General features: G+C 71.8%; 29 protein-coding genes. 20 read left to right on the forward strand and 9 right to left on the reverse strand.

The genetic code is table 11. The annotated features are described in order from the left end of the window. Nucleotides 1–2 precede the first annotated feature (2 nt). Both H5V45_RS06410 and H5V45_RS06415 read right to left on the reverse strand, forming a co-directional pair. Nucleotides 3–332: a TraR/DksA family transcriptional regulator gene (locus H5V45_RS06410; protein WP_185252167.1), complete on the reverse strand. Its 330-nt coding sequence runs from the start codon at nucleotides 330–332 to the stop codon at nucleotides 3–5. A gap of 151 nt (nucleotides 333–483) precedes the next feature. Beyond that, nucleotides 484–897, reverse strand: coding sequence for a hypothetical protein (locus H5V45_RS06415; RefSeq protein WP_185252168.1), 414 nt, complete (start codon nucleotides 895–897; stop codon nucleotides 484–486). 48 nt (nucleotides 898–945) lie between these two features. Here H5V45_RS06415 and H5V45_RS06420 point away from each other — a divergent pair, with 48 nt between their 5' ends. From H5V45_RS06420 to H5V45_RS06445, 6 genes are all read left to right on the forward strand, one after another. Then, nucleotides 946–1329, forward strand: coding sequence for a nuclear transport factor 2 family protein (locus H5V45_RS06420; RefSeq protein WP_185252169.1), 384 nt, complete (start codon nucleotides 946–948; stop codon nucleotides 1327–1329). A 36-nt stretch (nucleotides 1330–1365) separates the two neighbouring features. Further along, nucleotides 1366–2568 carry an acyl-CoA dehydrogenase family protein gene (locus tag H5V45_RS06425; RefSeq protein WP_221633929.1) on the forward strand — a complete coding sequence of 401 codons (1203 nt, stop codon included), beginning with the start codon at nucleotides 1366–1368 and terminating at the stop codon, nucleotides 2566–2568. Further along, entirely contained in the window at nucleotides 2568–3791 is a 1224-nt protein-coding gene (locus tag H5V45_RS06430) for a cysteine desulfurase-like protein (protein WP_185252170.1), read from the forward strand. Before H5V45_RS06425 ends, H5V45_RS06430 begins: the two co-directional genes overlap by 1 nt. Nucleotides 3792–3800: 9 nt before the next feature. Beyond that, the gene (locus H5V45_RS06435) at nucleotides 3801–4568 is read left to right on the forward strand and encodes an exodeoxyribonuclease III (protein ID WP_185252171.1); all 768 of its coding nucleotides are present in this window, start codon (nucleotides 3801–3803) and stop codon (nucleotides 4566–4568) included. 187 nt (nucleotides 4569–4755) lie between these two features. Beyond that, complete coding sequence (locus H5V45_RS06440) at nucleotides 4756–5850, forward strand: DNA recombination protein RmuC (RefSeq protein ID WP_185252172.1); 1095 nt, start codon at nucleotides 4756–4758, stop codon at nucleotides 5848–5850. Next, nucleotides 5847–6245: a DUF6542 domain-containing protein gene (locus H5V45_RS06445; protein ID WP_185252173.1), complete on the forward strand. Its 399-nt coding sequence runs from the start codon at nucleotides 5847–5849 to the stop codon at nucleotides 6243–6245. The genes H5V45_RS06440 and H5V45_RS06445 overlap by 4 nt, the downstream gene beginning before the upstream one ends. A 33-nt stretch (nucleotides 6246–6278) precedes the next feature. On the opposite strand, the gene H5V45_RS06450 is transcribed toward H5V45_RS06445, so the two are convergent. Continuing rightward, entirely contained in the window at nucleotides 6279–6899 is a 621-nt protein-coding gene (locus tag H5V45_RS06450; RefSeq protein WP_185252174.1) for an L-threonylcarbamoyladenylate synthase, read from the reverse strand. An 87-nt stretch (nucleotides 6900–6986) separates the two neighbouring features. Between H5V45_RS06450 and H5V45_RS06455 the strand changes: the two genes are divergently transcribed. Both H5V45_RS06455 and H5V45_RS06460 read left to right on the forward strand, forming a co-directional pair. Continuing rightward, the gene (locus H5V45_RS06455) at nucleotides 6987–8009 is read left to right on the forward strand and encodes a glycosyltransferase family 2 protein (RefSeq protein ID WP_185252175.1); all 1023 of its coding nucleotides are present in this window, start codon (nucleotides 6987–6989) and stop codon (nucleotides 8007–8009) included. Next, nucleotides 8006–8443: a GtrA family protein gene (locus H5V45_RS06460; protein ID WP_185252176.1), complete on the forward strand. Its 438-nt coding sequence runs from the start codon at nucleotides 8006–8008 to the stop codon at nucleotides 8441–8443. The genes H5V45_RS06455 and H5V45_RS06460 overlap by 4 nt, the downstream gene beginning before the upstream one ends. On the opposite strand, the gene H5V45_RS06465 is transcribed toward H5V45_RS06460, so the two are convergent. Then, nucleotides 8412–9422, reverse strand: coding sequence for a 4-hydroxy-3-methylbut-2-enyl diphosphate reductase (locus H5V45_RS06465; protein ID WP_185252177.1), 1011 nt, complete (start codon nucleotides 9420–9422; stop codon nucleotides 8412–8414). The genes H5V45_RS06460 and H5V45_RS06465 overlap by 32 nt on opposite strands. Nucleotides 9423–9468: 46 nt before the next feature. On the opposite strand from H5V45_RS06465, the gene xseA reads away from it, so the two are divergent. After that, on the forward strand, nucleotides 9469–10728 hold the full coding sequence (gene xseA, locus H5V45_RS06470; RefSeq protein ID WP_185252178.1) for an exodeoxyribonuclease VII large subunit: 1260 nt from the start codon (nucleotides 9469–9471) through the stop codon (nucleotides 10726–10728). Then, a complete protein-coding gene (locus H5V45_RS06475; protein WP_185252179.1) occupies nucleotides 10725–10943 on the forward strand; it encodes an exodeoxyribonuclease VII small subunit in 219 nt (72 codons plus the stop codon). Before xseA ends, H5V45_RS06475 begins: the two co-directional genes overlap by 4 nt. Nucleotides 10944–10975: 32 nt before the next feature. On the opposite strand, the gene H5V45_RS06480 is transcribed toward H5V45_RS06475, so the two are convergent. Next, nucleotides 10976–11584: a DUF4245 family protein gene (locus H5V45_RS06480; protein WP_185252180.1), complete on the reverse strand. Its 609-nt coding sequence runs from the start codon at nucleotides 11582–11584 to the stop codon at nucleotides 10976–10978. A gap of 34 nt (nucleotides 11585–11618) precedes the next feature. Between H5V45_RS06480 and H5V45_RS06485 the strand changes: the two genes are divergently transcribed. The 6 genes from H5V45_RS06485 (at nucleotide 11619) to glpX (ending at nucleotide 16960) form a co-directional block, all read left to right on the forward strand. Then, entirely contained in the window at nucleotides 11619–12857 is a 1239-nt protein-coding gene (locus H5V45_RS06485) for an SLC13 family permease (RefSeq protein WP_221633930.1), read from the forward strand. Between the two features lie 85 nt (nucleotides 12858–12942). Beyond that, nucleotides 12943–13338, forward strand: a complete 396-nt coding sequence (locus H5V45_RS06490) for a TOBE domain-containing protein (protein WP_185252182.1) — start codon at nucleotides 12943–12945, stop codon at nucleotides 13336–13338. Beyond that, nucleotides 13335–14114, forward strand: a complete 780-nt coding sequence (modA, locus tag H5V45_RS06495; protein WP_343061447.1) for a molybdate ABC transporter substrate-binding protein — start codon at nucleotides 13335–13337, stop codon at nucleotides 14112–14114. The genes H5V45_RS06490 and modA overlap by 4 nt, the downstream gene beginning before the upstream one ends. Then, nucleotides 14111–14911, forward strand: coding sequence for an ABC transporter permease (locus H5V45_RS06500; RefSeq protein WP_185252183.1), 801 nt, complete (start codon nucleotides 14111–14113; stop codon nucleotides 14909–14911). The genes modA and H5V45_RS06500 overlap by 4 nt, the downstream gene beginning before the upstream one ends. Beyond that, nucleotides 14908–15912, forward strand: a complete 1005-nt coding sequence (locus H5V45_RS06505; protein ID WP_221633932.1) for an ABC transporter ATP-binding protein — start codon at nucleotides 14908–14910, stop codon at nucleotides 15910–15912. Before H5V45_RS06500 ends, H5V45_RS06505 begins: the two co-directional genes overlap by 4 nt. Before the next feature lie 16 nt (nucleotides 15913–15928). Continuing rightward, nucleotides 15929–16960, forward strand: a complete 1032-nt coding sequence (gene glpX / locus H5V45_RS06510; RefSeq protein ID WP_185252185.1) for a class II fructose-bisphosphatase — start codon at nucleotides 15929–15931, stop codon at nucleotides 16958–16960. On the opposite strand, the gene H5V45_RS21780 is transcribed toward glpX, so the two are convergent. Then, entirely contained in the window at nucleotides 16925–17761 is an 837-nt protein-coding gene (locus H5V45_RS21780; RefSeq protein ID WP_185252186.1) for an alpha/beta fold hydrolase, read from the reverse strand. The two genes, glpX and H5V45_RS21780, sit on opposite strands and share 36 nt — an antisense overlap. A 90-nt stretch (nucleotides 17762–17851) precedes the next feature. On the opposite strand from H5V45_RS21780, the gene H5V45_RS06520 reads away from it, so the two are divergent. After that, a complete protein-coding gene (locus H5V45_RS06520) occupies nucleotides 17852–18790 on the forward strand; it encodes an alpha/beta fold hydrolase (protein ID WP_185252187.1) in 939 nt (312 codons plus the stop codon). A 449-nt stretch (nucleotides 18791–19239) separates the two neighbouring features. Here H5V45_RS06520 and H5V45_RS06525 read toward each other — a convergent pair whose 3' ends face one another. From H5V45_RS06525 to H5V45_RS06535, 3 genes are all read right to left on the reverse strand, one after another. After that, complete coding sequence (locus H5V45_RS06525; RefSeq protein WP_185252188.1) at nucleotides 19240–20322, reverse strand: ABC transporter ATP-binding protein; 1083 nt, start codon at nucleotides 20320–20322, stop codon at nucleotides 19240–19242. Nucleotides 20323–20423: 101 nt separating this feature from the next. Further along, nucleotides 20424–21410: a glycoside hydrolase family protein gene (locus tag H5V45_RS06530; RefSeq protein WP_221633933.1), complete on the reverse strand. Its 987-nt coding sequence runs from the start codon at nucleotides 21408–21410 to the stop codon at nucleotides 20424–20426. Continuing rightward, on the reverse strand, nucleotides 21403–22500 hold the full coding sequence (locus H5V45_RS06535) for a LacI family DNA-binding transcriptional regulator (protein WP_221633934.1): 1098 nt from the start codon (nucleotides 22498–22500) through the stop codon (nucleotides 21403–21405). Before H5V45_RS06535 ends, H5V45_RS06530 begins: the two co-directional genes overlap by 8 nt. A gap of 208 nt (nucleotides 22501–22708) precedes the next feature. Here H5V45_RS06535 and H5V45_RS06540 point away from each other — a divergent pair, with 208 nt between their 5' ends. The 3 genes from H5V45_RS06540 to H5V45_RS06550 all read left to right on the forward strand — a co-directional run bounded on the left by H5V45_RS06540 (nucleotide 22709) and on the right by H5V45_RS06550 (nucleotide 26004). Then, nucleotides 22709–24010, forward strand: coding sequence for an ABC transporter substrate-binding protein (locus H5V45_RS06540; RefSeq protein ID WP_185252189.1), 1302 nt, complete (start codon nucleotides 22709–22711; stop codon nucleotides 24008–24010). A 90-nt stretch (nucleotides 24011–24100) separates the two neighbouring features. Further along, nucleotides 24101–25084, forward strand: a complete 984-nt coding sequence (locus H5V45_RS06545) for an ABC transporter permease subunit (RefSeq protein ID WP_185252190.1) — start codon at nucleotides 24101–24103, stop codon at nucleotides 25082–25084. Beyond that, the gene (locus H5V45_RS06550; protein WP_185252191.1) at nucleotides 25081–26004 is read left to right on the forward strand and encodes a carbohydrate ABC transporter permease; all 924 of its coding nucleotides are present in this window, start codon (nucleotides 25081–25083) and stop codon (nucleotides 26002–26004) included. The genes H5V45_RS06545 and H5V45_RS06550 overlap by 4 nt, the downstream gene beginning before the upstream one ends. Nucleotides 26005–26025 lie beyond the last annotated feature (21 nt).

Here is a 26025-nt window from a genome sequence, read left to right on the forward strand (position 1 = left end):
GGTCAGCGCTTGGCGGCGTCCTCGACGCAGAGCGTGGCCCACGGGAGCGCCTCGAGGCGACCCTCGGGGATCGGCTTCCCGCAGACGTCGCAGGTGCCGTAGGTGTCCTCGTCCAGCTTCACCAGGGCGCGGTCGACGTCGACCATCGTGACCTGGAGCTGGTCGTGGACGGCGACCTGCGAGAGCCGGTCCACGGCGATCGACGTGCCCTCGCCGATCCGCTTGCCGAAGGAGATCTCACCCGGCGAGCCGGGCGGCTCCTCGAGCACCGCCATCTGCTCCTCCAGCTCGGACTTCTTGTCGGTCAGGAGGGTGCGTGCGTCGGAGGCCATCTCACCAGTCTGCTTCGCTCGCCAAGCCCGCGGGTCGGCGGGAGGTCAGGGGCTTGTCCGCCGGGCCGCTCCCCGCTGGCTCCACCCGCTGGCTGCTCCTGTCATGGAACTGGCGCTCATGTCATGGAGTTCCCTGACAGGAGCGCCAGTTTCACCGGGTACCCGGTGAAACTTCCGCCCACTGACGCCACGCGAAGCGCAGCACGACCACCGAGAACACCAGCGTGACCGCGACGATCGCCGCCTCGATGGCACCGCCCGCGCCGGACGTGAAGATGCCGTGCTCCACGTCGTAGAGGAAGTCCATGCCGAAGAGGTAGAGCCCGGCCGACCCCGCCGCGGTCAGCCAGAAGGTCGCCGACGGACGCCCGGCACGCAGCGCGAGCAGGGCCAGCAGGCAGGCGACACCGAGCCACAGGTCGGCGAGCGGGAAGGCGTTCTCGAACTCGTAGTACGCCGCGCGGTGCTCGCTCGCGAGGACGTCCCGGTCGACGAACCAGATCGTCCAGTAGGCGACGTCCAGCACGATCGCCCCCACCAGCAGCCACTCGACCGTGCGCCTCATGACGCCGATCCAAGCACCTCGGCCCGCGGCGCGTGCCAGAGTTCGTCCATGAGCTCCGAGGCCACCGCCCGCGAGGTCGTCGCCCTGCTCCAGGCCGCCGTCGACAGCCGCGACGTCGACCGCCTGACGGCCCTGTTCGACGACGACGCGGTGCTGATCGGCACCGCGGCGTACAACCACGGACCGGAGGCCGTGCGGGCGTACCTGGCGGCCGTCGTCGGTCAGCCGGGATCCCTGCGCTGGGACCTGGCGGAGGTGCACGTCGTGCTGGAGACGGCCGACGTGCTCGGCTTCGCCGCGGTCGGGCAGGTGGTGTTCACCGAGGACGGTGTCGACGACGCGGCACCGTTCCGGCTCGCCGTCACCGCCCGGCGTACGCCGGCGGGCTGGCGGCTGCTGAGCTTCCACGGCTCGCTCCCCAGCGACTGGTGAGCACCGGCGTCGGGTCGACTGAACTATGTTGCTGAGGTGAGCGCTGACCTCGAGGACCTCGACCTGACCGACTCGCCCTTCTCGGACTTCCTGGGCTTCGAGCTGCTGCTCGAGGACCGGGACCGCGAGCTGCTCAGCAGCGTCCGGGCGCACATGACCCGCGTCGTCGAGCCGGTGATCAACGAGCACTGGACGCGCGCGACGTTCCCCCACGACCTGGTCCCCGGGCTGGCCGAGCTCGGCATCGCCGGCCTGGCGTACGACGGCCCGGGCTGCCCCGCGCGAGGCGCGCTCGTCGACGGCATGGTCGCGATGGAGCTCGGCCGCGTCGACCCGTCGATCGCCACGTTCATGGGCGTGCACGGCGGGCTGGCCATGGGCTCGATCCACCTCTGCGGGTCGGAGGAGCAGAAGGAGCGCTGGCTGCCCGCGATGGCGCGGATGGAGCTGATCGGCGCCTTCGGCCTCACCGAGCCCGACACCGGCTCCGCGATCGCCGGCGGGCTCGCGACCTCCGCGAAGCGCGACGGGGACGGCTGGGTCCTCAACGGCGAGAAGAAGTGGATCGGCAACGCCGACTTCGCCGACCTGGTGATCATCTGGGCGCGCGACGAGGACGACGGCGAGGTCAAGGGCTTCGTGGTCGAGAAGGACACGCCCGGCATGACCTTCGACGTCCAGCAGGACAAGATCGCGCTGCGCGTCGTGCAGAACTCCGAGATCCACCTCGCCGACGTGCACGTCCCGGAGGAGAACCGGCTCCAGGAGGGCAACGGCTTCCACGACACCGCCCAGGTCCTCAAGGTGACCCGGATGGGCGTCGCGTGGCAGGCCGTCGGCTGCGCGCGCGGTGCCTACGAGCACGCGCTGCGCTACACCAAGGCGCGCGAGCAGTTCGGCAAGCCGATCGCGTCGTTCCAGATGGTCCAGGACCTGCTGGTCAAGATGCTCTCCAACGTCACCGCCGCCACCGCGATGAACGTCCGCGCCTCGCAGCTCCAGGACGCCGGGCTGCTCAAGGACGAGCACGCCTCGCTGTGCAAGGTGCACGCGACCGTCCGGATGCGCGAGACCGTGGGCTGGGCCCGCGAGGTGCTCGGCGGCAACGGCATCCTGCTCGAGCACCACGTCGGCCGGTTCGTGGCCGACGCGGAGGCGATCTACTCCTACGAAGGGACCCGCGAGATGAACACCCTGATCGTCGGCCGCGCCATCACCGGCGAGAGCGCATTCGTCTGATGGGCGGCACGACGTACGACGTCAGCGCGGTCCGCGCGCAGTTCCCGGCCCTCCGGCACGGGGTCGCCCACTTCGACGGCCCCGGCGGCTCGCAGGTCCCGTCCGCGGTGGCGCAGGCCGTCGCCGACACGATGACCGGCGGGCTGTGCCAGCGCGGCACCTTCAGCGAGACCGAGCGCCGCACCGACGCCGTCACCCTCGGCGCCCGTGCGGCGGTCGGCGACCTGCTCGGCGTGGACCCGCGCGGCGTGGTCTTCGGCCGCTCGATGACGCAGCTGACCATGGACATGGCCCGCACGCTGGCCTCCTCGCAGGAGTGGGGCCCGGGCGACGAGGTCGTCGTCAGCCGGCTCGACCACGACTCCAACATCCGCCCGTGGGTCATCGCCGCCGAGTCCGTCGGCGCGACCGTCCGGTGGCTCGACTTCGACCCGGTGACCGCCGAGGTCGACGACATCGAGTCCGTGCTGACCACCCAGACCAGGCTGGTCGCGATCACCGCCGCGTCGAACCTGTTCGGCACCCGCCCGGACGTCGCCGCCGTGGCCGCAGCCGTGCACGAGGTCGGGGCGCTGGTGTACGTCGACGCCGTGCACCTCACGCCCCACGCCCCCGTCGACGCCGCGGCCCTGGGCGCGGACCTGATCGCCTGCTCGCCGTACAAGTTCTTCGGCCCGCACCTCGGCGTCCTCGCCGCCGCGCCGTCCCTGCTGGAGTCGCTGCACCCGGCCAAGCTGATGCCGTCGACGGACGCCGTGCCGGAGCGCTTCGAGCTCGGCACGCTGCCCTACGAGCTGCTCGCGGGCGTCACGGCCGCGGTCGACTTCATCGCCGGGCTGGCGCCCGGGGACGGTGGTGACGACCGGCGCGCCGGCGTGCTCGCGTCGATGGCGACCGTCGAGGCCTACGAGGACGAGCTGCTCGAGCGGCTCCTGGCCGGGCTCGGCGCGCTCGACGGCGTGACCCTGCACGGCTCCCCCGCCCGTCGTACGCCGACCGCGCTGTTCTCGGTCGCCGGCCACGCGGCCCGGGAGGTGCACGAGAAGCTCGCCGCCGACGGGATCAACGCCCCGGGCGGGTCGTTCTACGCCCTCGAGGCGTCGCGGCACGCCGGTCTGGGCGACGAGGGCGCCGTGCGCGCGGGCATCGCGCCTTACACCTCCGCCGAGGAGGTGGACCGCCTCGTCGAGGCCGTCGCGGCGCTGGTCGGCGCCGCCCGTTAGCGTGGCGCGGTGCGCATCGCGACCTGGAACGTCAACTCACTCCGCTCCCGCATCGACCGCGTCGAGGCGTTCCTGGAGCGCCACGACATCGACGTGCTGGCGCTGCAGGAGACCAAGGCCCGCGAGGACCAGCTGCCGCTGATGGGGCTGCAGGGCCGCGGCTACGAGGTGGCCGCCGCCGGCACGAACCAGTGGAACGGCGTCGCGATCATCAGCCGCGTCGGCCTCGAGGACGTGCAAGTCGGCTTCGACGCGATGCCCGGCTTCGGCGACCCGGTCGCGGCCGAGGCCCGCGCCATCGGGGCGGTCTGCGGCGGCGTACGCCTCTGGTCGCTCTACGTCCCCAACGGCCGCAAGGTCGACGACCCGCACTACGCCTACAAGCTGGCCTGGCTCGGTGCGCTGCGCGAGGCGGCTCGCAACTGGCTCGGCGAGGACACCGCGCTCGTCGGCGACTGGAACATCGCCCCGCTCGACGAGGACGTCTTCGACATCGCGCAGTTCCGGACCTCGACGCACGTGACGGCCCCCGAGCGGGCGGCCTTCCAGGCGTTCCTCGAGGACGGGTACGCCGAGGTCACCCGCGCCCACGCGCCCGGCTACACGTACTGGGACTACTACCGCCAGCGCTTCGAGCGCGACCGCGGCCTCAAGATCGACTTCGTGCTCGGCTCGCCCTCCTTCGCGTCCCGGGTGACCGGCGCCTTCATCGACCGCGACGAGCGCGCCGGTGCCGGCGCCTCCGACCACGCGCCGGTGGTCGTTGAGCTGGACTGAGGCGGCCCGCTCCTCTGGGTGACGCTTCATCACGGGATGCAGGCGAAGCTGCGCTTCCCACGGTGAGCTCGCCCCGGGAACCTCCACCCCGCCTGCATCCCGTGATGAAGCAGTGGCTGGTGTGACGAGCACCCGCCCCCCGCCTGTCGCGACCCGGACTGTCGGCGGTCCCCGCCATGCTCGTGCCATGCAGATGCTGACGGTGTTCCTCACGCTCCTGGTCGGGCTCGTCCTGGGCGCGGTGCTGGGGGTGCTCTGGGTGCGGTCGCGGCCGGCGCACGTGCTGGAGGTCGGGCAGGGGATGGTCGACCAGGCCGAGGTCATGCAGGGGCTGGACCGCCTCCACGACACGATGCGCGACTTCGAGCACACGCGGGTCTCGTGGCAGAGCCAGCTGCACCAGCAGGTCGACGACATGCGGCACACCACCGACACCCTGCGCCGCGAGACGCAGTCGCTCTCGACCGCGCTCCGCAAGCCGCAGGTCCGAGGCCGCTGGGGCGAGCTGCACCTGCGACGGGCCGTCGAGCTCGCCGGGCTGGTGGACCGCTGCGACTTCTCCGAGCAGGTCCGCCTCGACGACGGCGCCCGGCGCCCCGACCTGGTGGTGAACCTCGTCGGCGGCCGCCAGGTCGTGGTCGACGCGAAGGTCCCGCTGGACGCCTACCTCGACGCCACCTCCACCGACGACGAGGACGAGCGCGCCGCCCACCTGGCCCGCCACGTCCGCCAGCTGCGCACCCACGTCGAGCAGCTGTCGTCGAAGACCTACTGGCGCTCGCTGCCCGAGTCCCCGGAGTTCGTGGTGCTCTTCGTGCCGGCGGAGTCGTTCCTCGCCGCGGCGCTCGAGACCGACCCGGGCCTGATCGAGTACGCCGCCACCCGGCAGGTCGTCCTCGCCACCCCCACCACGCTGATCGCGCTGCTGCGCACCGTCGCCCACGGCTGGAGCCACGAGGTGCTGGCCGACCAGGCCCGCGAGATCCACCGGCTGGGCCGCGACCTGCACGACCGGCTCGCGACCTTCGGCAGCCACGTCGACCAGGTGGGGCGCTCCCTCAACGCCGCGGTCGGCCACTACAACCAGGCCGTCGGCTCGCTGGAGTCGCGCGTGATGGTGTCCGCCCGCCGCTTCCACGAGCTGGCGGTCACCGACGACCCGCTGCCCTCGCCGCGGCAGGTCGAGTCCACGACCCGCTCCTTCGGCACCGTCGAGCTCCGCTCCGTCGACCGGCGCGCCGCGGACGACGACGGTCCCGCGGAGAATACGGTGGCGCTGTGAGCCACACCCGGACTCTCTGGGAAGAAGGGCACGAGCCCGGCCGTCAGGTCGTCGCGCTCGGGCTGGCGGTCGCCCTGACCGCGGTGGTCCTCGACCTGCTCATGGTCGGCCGGATCAGCCTCTTCTTCGACCTGTGCTTCGTCGCGCTGTGCGTCGTGATCGCCCTGGCCGTCCGCCCGCGGGACTTCTTCACCGTCGGCGTGCTGCCGCCGATGATCATGGTCGCGGTCTTCACCCTGCTCGGCTTCACCCGCCCCGCCATGATCGCCGACCGCGGCGACGGCGTCGTCCAGGCCGTCGTGTCCGGGCTGTCGCACCACAGCGTCGCGCTCGTCGTGGGCTACGCCCTGTGCCTGACCTGCCTGGCGGTCCGCCAGCGGGTCGGCAACCGCTGACCGCACCCGCCCGCCGCAGCGGCCACCCACCGCCTACTCGAAGCGGTCCGGATCGCCGGCGCCGCGGCGGACGACCTCGGGAGCGCCGCTCGACCAGTCGACGACCGTGGTCGGCTCGGCAATGGTCTCGCCGGCCTCGATGACCAGGTCGACCTGGTGGTCGAGCTCCTCCTTGATCTCCCAGCCCATCGAGCGCGGCTCGGTCTCGCCGGGGAGGATCAGGGTGCTGGTGAGCAGCGGCTCCCCGAGCAGCTCCAGCAGGTCCTGGACGAAGCGGTGCTCGGGGATGCGGACGCCGACGGTCTTCTTCTTCGGGTGCATCAGCCGCCGCGGGACCTCGCCGGTCGCGGGGAGGATGAAGGTGTACGGCCCGGGTGTGGCCGCCTTGATGGCGCGGAACGCCGAGTTGTCGACGTGGACGAACTGGCCGAGCTGCGAGAAGTCGCGGCACATCAGCGTGAAGTGGTGCTTGTCGTCGAGCCCGCGGATCTTCAGGATCCGGTCGCGGCCGTCGCGGTTGCCGAGCTGGCAGCCCAGCGCGTAGCCCGAGTCCGTCGGGTAGGCCATCAGCTCGTCCGCCCGCAACGCGTCCACCACCTGCGCGAGGACGCGCGGCTGGGGGTTGTCCGGGTGCAGGTCGACGAAACGGGCCACCTGCGGAGTCTAGGTCGTCACCCGGCTCATGCCGCGCCCACGGCACATTCACAGGTCCGTCGCAGGTGGCGTTCCTAGAACTGACCCATGACGCCCCACGAGCCCGGCCGCACGATCGGCCCCGGACGCCACGTCGCCTACGTGCTGCCGGTCTTCAACGAGGCCGACAACGTCGCGGTCTTCCACGCGGCCCTCACCGACGCCACCGCGGCGCGGCCCGACCTGACCTTCGAGTTCGTTTACGTCGACGACGGCAGCACCGACGGGTCGCTGGACGAGCTGCTCGGGCTGCGCCAGGCCGACCCACGGGTCACGGTGCTGAGCATGTCGCGCAACGTCGGGCACCAGGTGGCGGTCACCGCCGGGCTCGACGCGTCCACGGAGGCCGACGCGGTCATCGTCATGGACACCGACCTCCAGGACCCGCCACGCGTCAGCCTCGAGATGCTGCGGATCTGGGAGCGGGGCGTCGACGTGGTCTACGCCCAGCGCCGGACCCGGCGCGACAGCACCTTCAAACGCGCGACGGCCTACGCCTTCTACTGGCTGCTGGACCGGCTCGCCTCGATCGAGATCCCCCGCAACGTCGGCGACTTCCGGCTGATGGACCGCCGGGTGGTCGCCGAGGTGGTCCGCTACCGCGAGCACGACCGCTTCCTGCGCGGCATCGTCGCGCACGTGGGCTTCACCCAGGAGGCGCTGCTCTTCGACCGCGACGCCCGCCACGCCGGCACCACCGGCTACCCGCTGCGCAAGATGCTGGCCTTCGCGAGCTCGGGCATCCTCGGCTTCTCGACGGTGCCACTGCGGATGATCACCCGGCTCGGCTACCTCATCTCGTTCGCCAGCGTGCTGGGCGCGGCGTACGTCGTGGGCGTCCGGCTGTTCGCGCCCGAGACGACCGTGCCCGGGTGGGCCTTCCTCGGCGTCGCGATGTTCCTGCTCAGCGGGCTGCAGCTGATCATGATGGGCGTGATCGGCAGCTACGTCGGCCGGGTCTACGTCGAGGCCCAGCAGCGGCCGCTCTACTCGCTGGCGCTCGCCGCGCGAGGCCGTACGGCGGGAGCCGCACCGCTCCCCGTCGCGATCCGCACCGCGCAGCAGGCGTGAGCACCGGCACCCGCTTCGCGGCGGTGGGCGTGGTCAACACGCTCCTCGACGTCGGGCTGTTCCTGCTGCTGCACGACCGGCTGGGGATCGTGGCCGCCAACCTCGTCTCGACCAGCGCGGGCATGGCCTTCAGCTTCGTCGTGAACGGCCGCTTCACCTTCGGCGCGCGCCGCCTCACCCTGCGCCAGGCCGCGCTCTTCCTCGCGACCACCGGCACCACGATGTGGCTGGTGCAGCCGCTGGTCATCCAGGCCCTGCTGCGCGCCGGGGACGCGATCGGCACCTACCCGGGTGCGCCGGTGGTGCTCATCGCCAAGCTGCTCGCGATCGGCGTCTCGGTGGCGCTGAACTTCGTCGCCTACCGCCACGTCGTGTGGCGGCCGGTGCCGCGGGACGAGCAGGTCAGGCGCGGGCGGCCGCAGCCGCAGCCTTGAGGTCGCGGCGCAGCTCCTTGGGCAGCGAGAAGATCAGCGACTCCTCGGCGCTGTGCACCGCGCGCGCGTCCGGGTAGCCCCGCTCCGAGAGGAACGACAGCACCCCGTCGACGAGGTCCTCGGGCACGCTCGCGCCGGACGTGACGCTGACCGTGCGCACGCCCTCGAGCCAGGCCTCCTGGATCTCCGAGGCGTCGTCGACGCGGTACGCCGCGTGGGCACCCGCCTCGAGGGCCACCTCAACGAGCCGTACGGAGTTCGACGAGTTGCCGGAGCCGACCACGATCACCAGGTCGGTGTCCGGGGAGATCTCCTTGACGGCGAGCTGGCGGTTCTGGGTGGCGTAGCAGATGTCGTCGCTGGGCGGGTCGAGCAGCAGCGGGAACCGCTGGCGGATCGCGTCGACGGTCGCCATCGTCTCGTCGACGGAGAGCGTCGTCTGGGACAGCCAGGCCACCTTGGCCGGGTCGCGCACGACGATGCCGGCGACGTCGTCGGGGCTCTGCACGAGCTGGATGTGGTCGGGCGCCTCGCCCGCGGTGCCCTCGACCTCCTCGTGCCCCTCGTGGCCGATCAGCAGGATGTCGAAGTCGTCGTCGGCGAAGCGCTTCGCCTCGTGGTGCACCTTGGTCACCAGCGGGCAGGTGGCGTCGATGGTCTTGAGCGAGCGGACCGCGGCCTGGGCGTGCACCTCCGGGGAGACGCCGTGGGCGGAGAACACCACGGTCTGGCCCTCGGGCACCTCGTCGAGCTCCTCGACGAAGATCGCGCCGCGGGACTCGAGGTTCGCGACGACGTGCTTGTTGTGCACGATCTGCTTGCGGACGTAGACCGGGGCGCCGTACAGGTCGAGCGCCTTCTCCACCGTCACCACGGCGCGGTCGACGCCGGCGCAGTAGCCGCGCGGGGCCGCCAGGAGCACGGCCTTCTCGGCCTCGTCCGGCGACAGGATCTGCGGGGTGCCCAGGTCGGTCGACATGCCTTCGAGTCTAGAGGTGTCCCCTGTGTGCCCTAATCTCGCGGCCATGGCCCTCGACACGTCCCCCCAGGCACCGGCACCGGTGCGGCAGATCGCCAACGCGATCGCCGGGTGGGTCGACCGGCTCGGCCCGGTGTGGGTCGAGGGCCAGATCGCCCAGGTCAGCCGGCGCCCGGGCCTCAACACGGTCTTCATGACGCTGCGCGACGCGATCGCCGACATCTCGGTGCCGGTCACCTGCTCGCGCACGCTCTTCGACTCGCTCAACCCGCCGCTCGTCGAGGGCGCGAGCGTGGTGCTGCACGCCAAGCCGTCGTACTACGCCAACCGCGGCACCCTCTCGCTGCAGGCCCGCGAGATCCGGATGGTCGGCCTCGGCGAGCTGCTGGCCCGGCTCGAGCGCCGCCGGCAGCTGCTCGCGGCCGAGGGCCTCTTCGCGCCGGAGCTGAAGCGGTCGCTGCCGTTCCTGCCCGGCTGCGTCGGCCTCGTGACGGCTCCCAACTCGGCGGCCGAGCGCGACGTCCTCGAGAACGCCCGCCGCCGCTGGCCGGCCGTGGACTTCGAGGTCGCGTACGCCGCCATGCAGGGCACCCGCGCGGCGACCGAGGTGATGGAGGGGCTGGACCGCCTCGACCGCGACCCCCGCGTCGAGGTGATCGTCATCGCCCGGGGCGGCGGGTCCGTCGAGGACCTGCTGCCGTTCAGCGACGAGGCCCTGATCCGCGCGGTGCACCGCGCCCGCACGCCGGTCGTCTCCGCGATCGGGCACGAGCCGGACACCCCGCTGCTCGACCTGGTGGCCGACGTCCGGGCCTCGACGCCGACCGACGCCGCCAAGCTCGTCGTCCCCGACGTGGTCGAGGAGCTGCGCCGGGTCGTGCAGGCCCGCGACCGGCTCCGCTCGTCCGTGCACGCCCGGCTGGCCCGCGAGCAGGCCGGCCTCGACGCGCTCCGCTCGCGCCCCGCGCTCGCGGACCCCCGCACCCTCCTCGACGCCCGCGCCGACGAGGTCGGGCAGCTGCGCGCCCGCGCCCGCCGCACCGTCTCGCACGCGCTCGACCGCGCCGCCGACGACATCGGGCACCAGCGGGCCCGCGCCCGGGCGCTGTCGCCGCTGGCGACCCTCCAGCGCGGGTACGCCGTCCTCCAGGACGCCGACGGCCACGTCGTCACCTCCGTCGAGGCCGTCACCGACGGGGCGGCGCTCAGCGTCCGCGTCGCCGACGGCCGGATCCGCGCCACCACCACGGGCGTCGAGCGCGACCCCGTCACCGACCCTGCCAGCGACCCCGAGGAGCAGCCATGAGTCCGAAGGCCCCCGACGCCGAGAAGATCTCCTACGAGGACGCCCGCGAGGAGCTCATCGACGTGGTCCGCCGCCTCGAGGCCGGCGGCACGACGCTGGAGGAGTCGCTCGCGCTGTGGGAGCGCGGCGAGGCCCTCGCCACCACCTGCCAGGACTGGCTCGACGGCGCCCGCAAGCGCCTCGACGCGACGCTCGAGGCCGACTCCGACGACTGACCGGCGGCCCCGTCAGCCCGGTCACGCCCCCGTCAGCGCGGGTCGGTGCTGAGCGCGTCCAGGACGGTCCGCAGGTCCTGCACGTCGGCCGAGCCGTAGACCAGGACGGTGTCCTCGCCGACCTCGGCGGCGTACGCGTGGTCGCCGCCCTCGTCGGAGAAGCTGCGCCACTCGGGGGCGACCGAGCCGGAGACCGAGATCGGGTCGCCCTCGGTCGCGTTCTCGTCGACGTACGTCGCCAACAGGTCGTCGACCGAGACGTCCTCCTGGCGAAGGCCGACGTACTTCCCGGCGTCGGTCAGCATGCCGATGCCCCAGGCCGGGCGGTCGCCGGGGACGTACTGCACGCTGTCGGCGATCCACCCCTGCGGCAGGTCGGTCGGGTAGACGAGCTCGACACCCCCGGCCTGCGCGTCCTTCACGAGCCCGAGGTAGTCGACCGCCGTCGGCTTCACCTCGAGGTCGTCGCGGTTGAGCGCGCGCAGCGCCACGAAGGCACCGATGACGAGCAGGGTCACGACGAGGGCGCCGATCAGCCCGTTGGTCGTCCGCGGGTAGCGGCCGGGACGCTGACCGGCCGGCGCGGACGCGCCGTCGGCCGACGGGGTCGTCGGCTCGGTCTCGGGTCCGGGCTCGCTCACGGGACCATCCTCACAGGTGCCGTACATTGCGCGCGTGCCGCCCCTCGTCGACGCCGTGCCCGTGGTGGCGCTCCTGGTCCTGCTCGCCACGGCGTACCGCCACCCCTCCGGCCGGGTCGAGGCGCTCGTCGCCGTGGTCACGGCGGCCGCCACCCTGGCGACCGGGATCGTGAGCCGGGACGAGACCGAGGCGGCCGTGCGGCATCTCGCACCGGTCGTCGTCTTCCTCGCCACGATCCTCGTCGTCGCCGACGTCTGCGCGCGGGCCGGGCTGTTCCGGGCCGCCGCCCAGGTCGTCCGCGACGTCAGCCACGGGCGGGCGGACCGCCTGCTCGGCGGCGTCTTCGTGCTCGCGGCCGCGGTCACCGCCGTGCTGAGCCTGGACGCGACCGTGGTCCTGCTGACCCCGGTCGTCATCGGCGCGGCCCTCGCGATGGGCACGTCCTCGCGCCCCGGCGCCTACGCCTGCCTGCGGATGGCGAACTCCGCCTCGCTCCTCCTGCCCGTCTCCAACCTGACGAACCTGCTCGCGATGCGGCACCTCGACCTCACCTTCGGCGGCTTCGCGCTGGTGATGGCGCCGGTGCTCGCGGCGGTGCTCGTCGTGGAGTACGTCGTGCTGCGGCTGCTCTTCCGTCGCGACCTCGCCGCCCGCACGGAGCCCGCCGCCCCGACCCCGGACGTGCCGCTCCCCCGGGTGCCGCTGGTGGTCGTGGCCGCGATGCTGGTCGGCTTCGCCGCGCTCTCGCCGCTCGGGGTCGAGCCGTTCTGGGTGTCCACCGCGGCCGCCCTCGTGCTCGTCGCCTGGGCCCGTCGCCGCGACCTGCTGACCCTCGGCGACGCGGTCCGGGCCGCGCACCCGTCGTTCGCCGTGTTCGTGCTGGCGCTCGGCGTCGTCGTGGCCGCGCTGGCCGTGGGCTTCCTCGGGGACGCCGTGGCCCGGGTGCTCCCGGACTCCACGTCGTACGCCGCCCTGCTGGTCATCGCCGTCGTCGCGACGGTCCTCGCCAACCTCCTGACCAACCTGTCGGCGACCCTCCTCGTCGTGCCCCTGGTCGCGCCGCTGGGCGACGCCGCGGTGCTGGCCGCCCTGCTGGGGCTGAACATCGGCTCGGGGCTCACCTACACCGGCTCGCTCGCCAACCTGCTGTGGCGCCGCGGCCTGACCCACCAGGGCGAGCGGATCTCGATGCGGGAGTTCCACCGGGTCTCGCTCGTCGCGACGCCGGTCACGCTGGTGGCCGCCGTGAGCGTGCTGGCCCTCGTCACCTGACCGGCGGGCCGCCAACGCATCAGCGCGAAGGCGCATCCGCGGACGCTGCTCGCGCATTTCACCGCAGATGCGGCATGATCACCGGGTGACGACCTACCGGATTGCGGAAGCCGCCGAGCTCCTCGGCGTCAGCGACGACACCGTGCGCCGCTGGATCGACGCGGGGCGGGTCCGCTCCGAGACCGCCGAGGGCCGCACGACCGTCGCCGGGCGCGACCTGGCCGCGCTGGCCGAGTCGCTGGCCGACCACCCCGACCGCGAGCGCACCCGCGCGGCCAACGTCAGTGCCCGCAACCGCATGCACGGCATCGTCACGAAGGTCACCAAGGACGTCGTCATGGCCCAGGTCGAGATGATCTGCGGTCCCTACCGGCTGGTCTCGCTGATGAGCTCGGAGGCCGCCGAGGAGCTCGGCCTCGAGCCCGGTGTGCGGGGCATCGCCTCCGTCAAGTCCACCAACGTCATCGTGGAGCGCCCGTGAAGATCCTGCCGTCCCGAGCCCTGACCGGCCTGTCCCTGCTCGCCCTCGCCCTCCCGCTCGCCGCGTGCGGCGGGGGCGACGACGGCGCCCCGAGCGCGGACGGGGACGGCACGACGATCACCGTGCTCGCCGCCGCCTCCCTGACCGGGACGTTCACCGACCTCGCGAAGCAGTTCGAGGACGACCACCCGGGCGTCACGGTCAAGCTCGCCTTCGACTCGTCGGCCACGCTGGCCCAGCAGGCGCTCGACGGCGCCCCGGCGGACGTGCTGGCGACCGCCGACGAGGCGACCATGGACAGCGCCGCGGACGCGCTCGCCGCCGACCCGCAGGTCTTCGCGACCAACACGATGGTGCTGGTCACCCCGGCCGACAACCCGGCCCAGATCACCGACTTCGGCGACCTCGACACCGGCGGCGCCACCTTCGTGGCGTGCGTCGACACCGCCCCCTGCGGCAAGGTCGCGGCCGCCCTCTTCCAGGACAACGACCTCACCGCGAAGCCGGCGAGCCTCGAGGTCGACGTCAAGGCGGTCCTGGCCAAGGTGACCAGCGACGAGGCCGACGCGGGCTTCGTCTACCGCACGGACGCGGTCGCGGCCGGCGAGGACGTCCGGAGCGTCGACATCCCGCACGCGGAGGACGAGGTGACGACGTACCCCATCGCCCCGCTCGACCAGTCCCGCGCCAGCGGCCTGGCCGGCGAGTTCGTGGACCTGGTGCTGTCGACCGAGGGGCAGCAGGTGCTCGCCGACGCGGGCTTCGGGAAGCCGTGAGGGAGACCCCCCGCACCCTGGGGCGGCCGCCGATCGCCCTCGTCGTGCCGGGCGCGCTCGCGGCCGCCCTGCTGGTCGTCCCGCTGGTCACGCTCGTCCTCGACACCCCGTGGGGCAGCTTCCTCGACGAGCTGCGGACCCCCGCCGTGCGCGACGCGCTGTGGATCACCGCGCTCGCCTCCACGATCACGGTCGTGGTCTGCGTGGTCCTCGGCACCCCGCTCGCCTGGCTGCTCGCCCGCGTGGACTTCCCCGGCCGGACGGTGCTCCGCGCCGCCGTGGCGGTGCCGCTCGTGCTGCCCCCGGTGGTGGCCGGCGTCGCGCTCGTCACCGCGCTGGGGCGCAACGGCCTGATCGGCTCGGTCCTGCGCGACACGACCGGCCTCACGCTCCCCTACACGACCACCGCGGTGGTGATCGCCCACACCTTCGTCTCGATGCCGTTCTACGTCCTCAGCGTCGAGGGGGCGCTGCGCGCCTCCGGCGAGCAGTACGACGTCGTCGCGGCCACCCTCGGCGCGGACCGCTGGACGACCTTCCGCCGGGTGACGCTCCCGCTGGCGATGCCGGGCCTGATGGCCGGGGCGATCCTGGCGTGGGCCAGGTCGCTCGGCGAGTTCGGGGCCACGATCACCTTCGCCGGCAACTACCCCGGCACCACCCAGACGATGCCGTCGCTGATCTACCAGGCCCTGCAGTCGGACCCCGAGGTCGCGCGCACGCTGAGCATGATCCTGCTCGTCGTGTCGGTCGCGATCCTGGCCGCGCTGCGCAACCGATGGCTGACGACGCCGTGAGCGCCCCTCCCCGGCCCGGGCCGACCCCCGGCGGCCTGGTCGCCGACGTCCGCGTCCCCGGCCGCCTGGACGCGCACCTGGAGGCGACGCCCGGCGAGGTGATCGCCGTCATCGGGCCGAACGGCGCCGGCAAGACCACCCTGCTGCGCGCCCTGGCCGGCCTGGTGCCCGTCGAGGGCGCGGTCGAGGTCGACGGCGCCTCGTGGACCGATCCCCCGCGGCTGGTCCGCGAGCGGAGCCTCGGCTTCGTCTTCCAGGACCAGTCGCTCTTCCCCCACCTCAGCGCCGTCGACAACGTCGCCTTCGGGCTGCGCTCGCGCGGCACTCCGCGGGCCGAGGCCGAGGCCACCGCCCACGCGTGGCTGGACCGCTTCGGCATCGACGACCTCGCCGGGCGCCGCCCCCGCGAGCTCTCCGGCGGCCAGGCCCAGCGGGTCGCGATCGCCCGGGCCCTGGCGGCCGGGCCGGACCTGCTGCTCCTCGACGAGCCGTTCGCCGGCCTCGACGTCGGGGTCGCGACGGCACTGCGGCTCGAGCTGTCGCGCCACCTGGCGTCGTACGCCGGGATCGCGCTGCTGGTCACCCACGACGCCCTCGACGCCCTGACCCTCGCCGACACCGTGCTGGTGCTCGACGCCGGGCGGGTCGCCCAGACCGGGACGCCGCAGGACGTCGCCGCCCGCCCCCGCACCGACCACGTCGCCCGCCTCGTCGGGCTCAACGTGATCCGCGAGGACGACGTGTTCCGGTCGTTCAGCCCGAGTGCCGTCACCGTGTCGGCCGCCCGCCCGGAGGGCTCCGCCCGGCACCGGTGGCAGGGCCGGGTCGTGAGCGCGGCGCCGCACGGCGACGCGGTCCGCCTGCTCGTCGACGCGGGACAGGAGCTGATCGCCGACGTGACGCCCGCGGCGACCAGCGAGATGGGGCTGGTCCCCGGCGCCGAGGTGTGGCTCTCCGTCAAGGAGACGGCCGTGCAGACGTACGCACACCGCAACCCGTGACCGTTACCATCACGCCATGACGGACAGCCGCGCGCAGGACATGCCCACCTCCTCCCCCGAGACGCCGGACCGGAACCTCGCCCTGGAGCTGGTGCGCGTCACCGAGGCCGCGGCGATGGCCGCCGGTCGCTGGGTCGGGCGCGGCGACAAGAACGGCGCCGACGACGTCGCGGTCAACGCGATGCGCGTGATGATCTCGACGATCGGCATGAACGGCACCGTCGTGATCGGCGAGGGCGAGAAGGACAACGCGCCGATGCTCTACAACGGCGAGCAGGTCGGCGACGGCACCGGCCCCGAGTGCGACGTCGCCGTGGACCCGATCGACGGCACGACCCTGACGGCCAAGGGCATGAGCAACGCCGTGGCCGTGCTGGCCGTGTCCCCGCGCGGGTCGATGTACGACCCGTCCGCGGTGTTCTACATGGAGAAGCTGATCACCGGCCCCGAGGCGGCCGACGTCGTCGACATCCGCAACTCGGTCGCCGAGAACATCCACCAGGTCGCCAAGGCCAAGGGCTCCAGCACCTCCGACGTCACCGTCGTGGTGCTCGACCGGCCGCGCCACCAGCAGCTCGCCGACGAGATCCGCGCGACCGGCGCCCGCATCAAGTTCATCGTCGACGGCGACGTGGCCGGCGCCATCTCCGCCGCCCGGCCGGACTCCGGCGTGGACCTGCTGCTCGGCATCGGCGGCACCCCCGAGGGCATCATCGCGGCCACCGCGATGAAGTGCATGGGCGGCGTGATCCAGGGCCGGCTGTGGCCGCAGGACGACGACGAGCGGCAGAAGGCGCTGGACGCCGGCCACAACCTCGACCCGAACTTCGTGCTCTCCACCGACGACCTGGTGACCGGCGACGACTGCTTCTTCGTCGCGACCGGCATCACCGACGGCGACCTGATGCGCGGCGTGCGCTACCGCGCCGGCGGCTGCACCACCGAGTCGCTGGTGATGCGCTCGCGCAGCGGCACGATCCGCAAGATCAGCTCGGAGCACCGCCTGCAGAAGTTACGCGCTTTCGCCGCGATCGACTTCCACGGCTGAGGCCAGCGCCTGGCGCCGCAGCGCGCTGGTGACGTGGTCGATGACCCGCGGGTCGAGCGCCATCCCGACGTGGGACGTGCTCACCTCGACGGGCACGGCCAGCGGGTCGACGCAGGCCCGCCAGTCGACGATGCCGTCGCGCCTGCTGTAGATCGCGGTGAAGCCGACCCCGGGCGGCACCGGCAGCTGGCTCTCGTCGAAGCTCTGCCGCGCGCACGGCCCGGCCACGCACTCCTCCGACATCAGGCCCGGCACGCCGGCCCGGCTGAGCCGGACCAGCACGTCGACGCTCGCGGTCAGCGAGATGTGGTGCGCCCCGGGGGCGAGCATCGGGCTGCCCATCGTGACGATCCCGGACACGAGGTCGGGACGGCGTACGGCGATCCCGCGCGCGAGCATGCCGCCGAGGCTGTGCCCGACGATCTGCACGCGGGTGCCGCGGCGGATCACGATCGACTCGAGCCGCGACTCAAGCTGGGCGGCCGCGTTGAGCGTGCAGCCGACGTTCGCGTGGATGTGCGAGCGGTAGGTGCGGAACCCCTGGCGCCGCAGGGACCTGGCCATCAGGGCGAGGGTCCCGTCGCCGGCGAGGAAGCCGGGGACCAGGATCACGGGGTCGACGGCCCGCTCGGTGGTCCGGCCGGTGTAGGGGGTGCGACGGCGGGCCCGGCGGTCCTCGAGCGAGCGCACGGCGTACCGCCCGGCCTCGGTGACGACACTGCCCTCCCGCAGGACCGCGGCCGCGGCAGGGCGTTCGAAGCCCTCCGGGCGGAGGAAGGACGCCAGTGTCGAGTCGCTCACAACTCCTGACGGTAAGCCCAGAACGCCCGGATCACGGGCACATACGGTCAAATCATGTCCTTTTCAACCGGATGCGGTTGACTGGAGCGCATGCCGTCGCGACCTCGTCCCGTGCCCGACGTCACCGTGTCCGAGGAGCTGTTCGCCCCGGTCCACCAAGGTGTCGAGCTCTGCTACCAGACCTTCGGGGACCCCGACGACGAGCCGCTGCTGCTGGTGATGGGCCTCGGTGGCCCGATGAACTGGTGGGACGAGGAGCTCTGCCGGATGCTCGCGCGCCAGGGCTTCTTCGCGATCCGCTACGACAACCGGGACACCGGGCGCTCGACGCGCATCGCCCAGCGCGTGGGCCGCTCCGCCGTGGTCCGGGCGTTCGCGGGCACCAAGGTGCGCGCGCCGTACTCCATCACCGACATGGCCCAGGACGCCTTCGGCCTGATGGACCACCTCGGCCTGGAGTCTGCGCACGTCGCGGGCGTGTCGATGGGCGGGATGATCGTGCAGACGATGGCGATCGACCACCCGGAGCGGGTGCGCTCGATGACCAGCATCATGTCGACGACCGGCAAGCGCAGCGTCGGCTGGCAGCACCCGTCGCTGCTGCCGGCCCTGATCGGCTCGCGCGGCCCCGGCCGCGACGCCTACATCCGCACCAGCGTGACCACCTGGAAGATGATCGGCTCGCCGGGCTTCCCCCAGACCTACGACCAGACCGCCAAGCGCGCCGGCGAGACCTTCGACCGCGGCGTCAGCGCCAGCGGCGTGATGCGCCAGATGCTCGCCGTGCTCACCCAGCCCAACCGCGGCAGCCGGCTGCACTCCCTGCACGTCCCGACGCTCGTGATCCACGGCCTCGCGGACAAGATGGTGCACGTCTCCGGCGGCCGCGCCACCGCCGCCGCCGTCCCCGGCGCCGAGCTGCTGCTCATCGACGGCATGGGCCACGACATGCCGCACGAGCTGTTCGAGACGTTCGTCGCCGGGATCCGGCGGACCGCTGACCGGGCTGCGCGGAGCAGCGGCGCCTGAGGGACGAGGGCGGCGCGTGGGCTCCGCCAGATCGAGCAAGCCCCGCGGCTGAGGGACGAAGCCGCGACGGGCGCGTCGAGATGAGCAGACCAGCGGCGCCTGAGGGACGAGGGCGGCGCGTGGGCTCCGCCAGATCGAGCAAGCCCCGCGGCTGAGGGACGAAGCCGCGACGGGCGCGTCGAGATGAGCGGAGCAGCGGCGCCTGAGGGACGAGGGCGGCGCGTGGGCTCCGCCAGATCGAGCAAGCGTCGCGGCTGAGGGACGAAGCCGCGACGGGCGCGTCGAGATCCGGTGAGACGCACAAGGGCGGTGACCACGGAGGTCACCGCCCTTGTCATCTGCTGGGTTTCGACGCGCCCGTCGCGCCCTCGCAGGCTCGGGCGCGGGGCTTGCTCAACCTGGCCGACCGACGCCGCGGGCTCGTTCCTCGCCCGCGACTGGTCGCCTCATCAGTCGCTGAGGCGCTCGCCGGTGTCGGTGTCGAAGACGTGGACGCTGCGCGGGTCGGTCGTGACGTGGATCGTCTCGCCCTTGTGCACGTTGTCGCGGCCGTTGACCCGGACGATGATGTTGTTCGGGGTGCCCTCGATGCCGCTGGTGCCGTAGACGAACGCGTCGGCGCCGAGCTCCTCGACGACGGTGACGCGCACGGGCAGGCCGCCGTCGTTCTCGCCGACGACGCGCCAGGCCTCGGGCCGGACGCCGACGGTGGTGTTGCCGCGCATCTTCTTGGCGGCGGTCGGGTCGACCGGCACGGTGAAGCTGCCGATCTTGGCCTCGCCCTCGACGGCCGTGGCCTCGAGGAGGTTCATCTGCGGGGAGCCGATGAAGCCGGCGACGAAGAGGTTGACGGGCTTGTCGTAGAGACCGAGCGGGGTGTCGACCTGCTGGAGGATGCCCTCCTTCATCACCGCGACGCGGTCGCCCATCGTCATGGCCTCGACCTGGTCGTGGGTGACGTAGACGGTGGTGACGCCGAGGTCGGCCTGCAGCTTGGCGATGTCCGTGCGGGTCTGCACGCGCATCTTGGCGTCGAGGTTCGACAGCGGCTCGTCCATGCAGAACACCTGGGGGCTGCGGACGATCGCGCGACCCATGGCGACGCGCTGGCGCTGACCACCGGAGAGCGCCTTGGGCTTGCGGTCGAGGTACTCGGTGAGGCCGAGGATCCGGGCCGCCTCGTCGACGCGCTTCTTGCGCTCGTCGGGCGAGACCTTCGCCATCTTGAGCGCGAACGCCATGTTGTCGGCGACGCTCATGTGCGGGTAGAGCGCGTAGTTCTGGAACACCATCGCGATGTCCCGGTCCTTCGGCGGGGTGTGGGTGACGTCGCGGTCACCGATGAAGATCTTCCCGTCGTTGACCTCCTCCAGGCCCGCGAGCATGCGGAGCGAGGTGGACTTGCCGCAGCCCGAGGGCCCGACGAGCACCATGAACTCGCCGTCCTTGATCTCGAGGTCCAGGGCGGGGACCGCAGGGCTGTCGGCCCCGGGGTACCAGCGTTGCGCCTTCTGGAAAGTCACAGATGCCATGATTTCTCTTCTCCTTCACCGGCAGGTACGTGCCGGACGATCCGTTGTGAAGTGACGCCGCTCACACTACGGGGTGGGACGCGGCGGGTGTACTCGTCATCTCAGAATTCGCGCGCCTCCGCCGGCAACCACCTCCTGGGTACGCCGTCGAGGACGAGACCGGTGCCGTCGGACGACCAGGCGACCGGGACCGGCTCGATGACGCCGCCGGTGAAGCCGCCGGTGGCGTCGTGGTTCTGGAACGCCAGGAACCGGTGCTCGCCCGCACGCGTGCGGGCCAGCTTGCCGACGTACAGGTCCTCGCTCGTGATCCGGGTGGCGCGGTCGAGGTCGACCGGTGCGCCGGGACCGTCGACGGGCACCGCCCAGACGCCGCCCGCGCCGTCGGGGGCGCCGGGCATCTGGTCGGCGAGGCAGGAGAACACCAGCACCCAGCGGCCGTCGAGCTCGTGCAGCGAGATCACCTCGGCCCAGGTGAAGCGGGTGCTGGGCGGGCTCAGCGGGGGCCGGACCTCCCAGGACCAGAGGTCCTCGGAGACCGCGTGGGCGACCACGGCACCGTCACCCTCGAGACCTCGGGCCGTCGCGTAGAGGTGCCAGAGCCCGGTGGCGTCACGGCAGACCCACGGGTCGCGCCAGTGCGTCTCGGCGGCGCCGGCCGGGCGGGTGGAGTACCACTGGGGGTCGGCCTCGAGCAGAGGACCGGCCTCGCGCTTCCAGGTCACCAGGTCGTCGGAGGACGAGACGCCGACGCGCTGCACCATCCCGTCCTCGGCTCGGGACAGGCCGGTCGAGAACAGCCGCCAGCTGCCGTCGTCGGCGCGCACCACGCAGCCGGTCCACGTCGCGAGGTCGTCGAAGGCCGGCGAGGGCTGCGGGTCGAGGGCGTCCGCGACGCGGGTCCACGACCGCAGGTCGGTCGAGACGGCGTGCCCGGTCGAGGCGTTGCGGTGCCGGAGCTCGGGGTCGCCGAGCGAGCGCGGGGCCTTGAGGAAGAACAGGTGGTGCGCCGCGCCGTCGTCGGCCAGCCAGAAGTCCCAGACCCAGTCGTCGGCGAGGTCGAACGCCACCCCCGCGACCTCAGACACGACCGGACTCCCGACGCCGCCCTCGCACCGCACGCTCCCCCGTCGAGGCAGCGGACGACGCCCGCGCGGGCCGCGGCGCGGTGCGCACGGACTCGCCGGGGATCAGCGGCATCGGCACCAGGACGGGCGCACCGGGTGCGGTCTCGTCCGCCAGCAGCAGCTCGACCGCCCGGGCGCCCATGGCGACGAACGGCAGCTCGACCGAGGCGACCCGCGGGCGCAGCCAGCCGGCCAGCTCGGAGCCGTCGAAGGACACGATCGACACGTCGCCGGGCACGTGCAGCCCGTGCTCGGCGAGCGCCTGGTAGGTCCCCATCGCGACGCGGTCGTTGAGGCAGATCAGGCCGTGGGCCCGGTGCCCCGCCTCCAGCCAGGGCCGCAGCGCGCCGTAGGCCGCGTCGACCGACCACTCGCACGGCAGCACGCCGCTGAGCTCGACCCCCTCCTCGGCGAAGCGCTCGGTGATCCCGGCGAGCCGGAGCGGGCCGGCCAGCGCGTGCGGCGTCGGGTCCTCGCCCACGACGAACACGCCCTCGCGCACGCCGGCGGCGAGCAGGGCGTCGGCCGCGACCCGGCCGCCGGAGTGCTCGTCGGGCAGCACGGCGGGCGCACGCCCCTCGGGGTCGACGCAGTTCAGCATCACCGTCCGGCCGGCCATCAGGCGGTCGGGCAGCGGGGTGGTGAGGGTGGTGCGGGTGATGTAGATGATCCCGTCGACCTGGCGCTCGAGCATCTCGTCGACGAGCAGCTCACGGACCGCGGGGTCGCCCTCGGTCTCGCCGATGACGAGCAGGTGGTCGTGGGCGCGGGCGGCGGCGTTCGCGCCGCCGAGCATCCGGCTGGCGAACATGCCGCTCGCCACGAAGTCGGTGATCACGCCGATGGTGCTGGTGGTCGACGTGCGCAGGCTGCGGGCGTTGCGGTTCGGCCGGTAGCCGAGCTCGACCACGGCCGCGCGCACCCGCTGCTCGGTGTCGGCGGCGATCCGCATCTGGGCCGAGCGGCCGTTGACGATGTACGACGCGGTGGTGGTCGAGACCCCCGCGCGCGCAGCGACGTCGGAGAGCGTCACCTTGCGGCTGATCGGCACGACTCGTCACCACCTTCAGGGCTCGCACGGACCGACGCACGGGCGTCGGTCTCGATTTGTCCGCGTTTCGACCGTTGTGCTTGACAGTGACGTGAGTGACGTCACATGATCCTTGCTGATTCGATTCAGCATATGACCAGCATCACAGTAGGCCCCGAATCCCCGATCGTCCAGCGTCGCACCACGAACCAACACACGAGGAGAACCGATGCGCACTCCCTTCCGAGGTCGCACAGCACTGATCGCGGCAGCCGCCGCATCCATGGCCCTGATCGCGTCCGCCTGCGGCTCGGGGGGTGACAGCAGCTCCAGCAACAGCAAGACGGTGACCATCTGGAGCAGCATCGACCAGCCGGTCCAGGACGGGCTCAAGAAGTCCCTGGAGTCGAAGCTCGCCAGCACCGGCATCAAGATCGACTGGCAGAAGGTCGAGAACATCAACCAGCTGATCATCACCAAGATCCAGGCCGGTGACACCCCCGACATCGCGCTCGTCCCGCAGCCCGGCGTCGTGAAGCAGATGAACCAGCTCGGTGCGATCAAGCCCCTCGACGACGTCGTGGACATGAGCGCGCTCGAGTCGAGCATGGTCCCCGGCTCGCTCGACTCCGGCACCGTCGACGGCAAGCTCTACGGCCTGCTCGTCAGCGCCAACGTCAAGGGCCTGGTCTTCTACCCGAAGAAGCCCTGGGACAAGGCGGGCTACCAGGCCCCCGAGACCATCGACGAGCTGAACACGCTCACCGAGCAGATCAAGTCCGACGGCAACACGCCGTGGTGCATGGGCATCGAGTCCGACACCGCCACCGGCTGGCCCGCCACCGACTGGTTCGAGACGCTCGTCGCCAAGTACGGCGGCGCCGACGGCTACAACTCGTGGGTCAGCCACGAGACGCCGTTCGACTCCGACCTCGTCAAGGAGGCCGGCGCCGAGTTCGAGAAGCTCCTCTTCACCGAGGGCAACACCCTCGGTGGCCAGGAGGCCATCGCCAGCACCAACTTCGGCACCGCGGGCAACCCGATGTTCGAGAGCACCCCGAAGTGCTGGATGTACAACCAGGGCTCGTTCATCACCGGCTTCTTCCCGAAGAGCGCCACGAGTGACCTCGACGCCAACGTCGGTGTCTTCGGCTTCCCGGCGGCCACCGCCGGCGGCGAGAACCCGGTCGAGGGTGGCGGCGACCTGCTGACCATGCTCAACGACAGCGAGAACGTGAAGACCGTCGTCAAGGCGATGTCCGAGACCGACATCGGCAACGACGCGGCCCCGAGCAGCTCCTTCATCTCCCCGCACAAGGACTTCGACGTCTCGCTCTACCCGAACGAGCTGACGAAGCAGATCGCCCAGGTCGCCTACGACTCGACGGCGTTCCTGTTCGACGGCTCCGACCAGATGCCGGCCGAGGTCGGCACGGGCTCCTTCTGGAAGGAGATGACCGCCTGGATCAGCGGTCAGGAGGACCTCGACACGGCCCTGAAGAACATCGACTCGAGCTGGCCCAGCTCGTAGTCACCGCTCCACCCCGCCGGGCGCGGGCCTCACGGCCCGCGCCCGGCGTACCCCCACCCCATCATCTGAGCTGAAAGGGAGGTCGGCCCCGTGGGATTCAAAGCACTGAGCGCCCTTCTCACCGTGATCGCCGGAGTCGGGGGGGCCCTGGCCCTCTACTGGATCCTGAACAAGCTCGCCGAGATCCTCCCGGGGAAGCTCGAGCACAAGGTCAAGCCGTACCTCTACATCCTCCCGGCGTTCGCCGCGATCGTGCTCTACCTGATCTACCCCGCGATCCTGACGATCAACAACAGCTTCAAGGACAACCTGTCGCTGAAGTACGTCGGCTTCGCGAACTACACGAACCTCTTCAAGTCCAGCGAGTTCAAGGACACGCTGTTCAACACGCTCCTGTGGATCGTGATCGTGCCCGCGGTGACCGTCGTGGTCGGCCTGCTCGTCGCCGTCCTCGCCGACCGGCTCAAGCCCTCGGGCGAGAAGCTCACGAAGACGATCATCTTCCTGCCGATGGCGATCAGCATGATCGGTGCGGCGACGATCTGGCGCTTCATCTACGACGCCCGCCCGAAGGGCCAGCCGCAGATCGGCCTGCAGAACGCCCTCATCGGCACCCTCGACTGGGGCCCGATCGCGTGGCTGCAGAAGAGCGACTTCCACCTCAACAGCCTGCTGCTGATGCTGATCCTGCTGTGGGCGCAGGTCGGCTTCTCCATGGTGCTGCTCTCGGCCGCCGTCAAGGGCGTCCCCGTCGACACCCTCGAGGCCGCCCGCATCGACGGCGCCGGCGAGCGGGCGATCTTCTTCCGCGTCGTGGTGCCGCAGATCAAGGGCACCGTGATCACGGTGTTCATCACCGTGACCATCGGCGTGATGAAGGTCTTCGACATCGTCTACGTCAACACCAACGGTGACTTCAACACGAACGTGCTCGGCAACCTCTTCTACAACAACATCAGCACGTTCCTGAACTACGGCGCCGCGTCCGCGATCGTCGTGATCCTGATGGTCGCCGTGCTCCCGATCATGTGGTACCAGGTGCGCCACTTCAAGGCAGAGGAGGAAGCGGCATGACCGACGCCGCCACCACGACCGCGGCCGCCACGCCGACCACGAAGAACCGGCGCAAGGCCACGGCGTTCGACGCCAACCCCGCGAGGGCGGGCTGGCTCACCAAGGTCGTCCTGGGCATCATCTGCGTGCTCTGGCTGGTCCCCCTGCTCGGCACGTTCGTGACGTCGTTCCGCACGCTCGACGACGTCAACGCCAGCGGGTGGTGGACCGTGTTCACCCACCCGTCGGGCCTGGGCAACCTCACCATCGACAACTACGACAAAGCGCTCACCGGCAACGCGAACATGGGCCGGGCGTTCGTCAACAGCCTCGCCATCACGCTGCCGGCGACGTTCATCCCGATCCTGATCGCCGCCTTCGCGGCGTACGCCTTCACGTTCATGGAGTTCAAGGGTCGCGACGCGCTGTTCCTCACCATCGTCAGCCTGCTGGTGGTGCCGAACTACGTGGCCTTCGTGCCGATCCTCAAGCTCTACCGGAACTTCGGCCTCAACGGCACGTTCCCGGCGGTCTGGCTCGCGCACATCGGCTTCGGCATGTCGTTGGCGATCTACATCCTGCGCAACTACATGGCGACGCTGCCGAAGACCGTGATCGAGTCGGCCAAGATCGACGGGGCCAGCCACTTCCAGACCTTCTACAAGCTCGTGCTGCCGATGTCGGTCCCCGCGCTGGCGTCGTTCGCGATCTTCCAGTTCCTCTGGGTCTGGAACGACCTGCTCACCGCACTGGTGTTCATCGGGCCGGGAGAGAACGAACCCGTCACCGTCGGTCTGACCCACCTCAAGACCCAGCTGGGCCAGGGCTGGGAGCTCACCACGGCCGGCGGCTTCATCACGATGATCCTGCCGATCATGGTCTTCCTCGGCCTGCAGCGCTTCTTCATCCGCGGCCTCACCGCAGGAGCCGTCAAGGGCTGATCCGCAGCACCGCGTCATCCT

The organism is Nocardioides luti (genome assembly GCF_014212315.1).
GTDB classification, from domain to species: Bacteria; Actinomycetota; Actinomycetes; order Propionibacteriales; family Nocardioidaceae; genus Nocardioides; species Nocardioides luti.

Bases quoted from the DNA above. Each gene is read 5' to 3' on its own strand.
- H5V45_RS06410 (WP_185252167.1), bottom strand. From the start codon at position 332: ATGGCCTCCGACGCACGCACCCTCCTGACCGACAAGAAGTCCGAGCTG.
- H5V45_RS06415 (WP_185252168.1), bottom strand. From the start codon at position 897: ATGAGGCGCACGGTCGAGTGGCTGCTGGTGGGGGCGATCGTGCTGGAC.
- H5V45_RS06420 (WP_185252169.1), top strand. From the start codon at position 946: ATGAGCTCCGAGGCCACCGCCCGCGAGGTCGTCGCCCTGCTCCAGGCC.
- H5V45_RS06430 (WP_185252170.1), top strand. From the start codon at position 2,568: ATGGGCGGCACGACGTACGACGTCAGCGCGGTCCGCGCGCAGTTCCCG.
- H5V45_RS06440 (WP_185252172.1), top strand. From the start codon at position 4,756: ATGCAGATGCTGACGGTGTTCCTCACGCTCCTGGTCGGGCTCGTCCTG.
- H5V45_RS06455 (WP_185252175.1), top strand. From the start codon at position 6,987: ATGACGCCCCACGAGCCCGGCCGCACGATCGGCCCCGGACGCCACGTC.
- H5V45_RS06465 (WP_185252177.1), bottom strand. From the start codon at position 9,422: ATGTCGACCGACCTGGGCACCCCGCAGATCCTGTCGCCGGACGAGGCC.
- xseA (WP_185252178.1), top strand. From the start codon at position 9,469: ATGGCCCTCGACACGTCCCCCCAGGCACCGGCACCGGTGCGGCAGATC.
- H5V45_RS06475 (WP_185252179.1), top strand. From the start codon at position 10,725: ATGAGTCCGAAGGCCCCCGACGCCGAGAAGATCTCCTACGAGGACGCC.
- glpX (WP_185252185.1), top strand. From the start codon at position 15,929: ATGACGGACAGCCGCGCGCAGGACATGCCCACCTCCTCCCCCGAGACG.
- H5V45_RS06520 (WP_185252187.1), top strand. From the start codon at position 17,852: ATGCCGTCGCGACCTCGTCCCGTGCCCGACGTCACCGTGTCCGAGGAG.
- H5V45_RS06525 (WP_185252188.1), bottom strand. From the start codon at position 20,322: ATGGCATCTGTGACTTTCCAGAAGGCGCAACGCTGGTACCCCGGGGCC.
- H5V45_RS06540 (WP_185252189.1), top strand. From the start codon at position 22,709: ATGCGCACTCCCTTCCGAGGTCGCACAGCACTGATCGCGGCAGCCGCC.
- H5V45_RS06550 (WP_185252191.1), top strand. From the start codon at position 25,081: ATGACCGACGCCGCCACCACGACCGCGGCCGCCACGCCGACCACGAAG.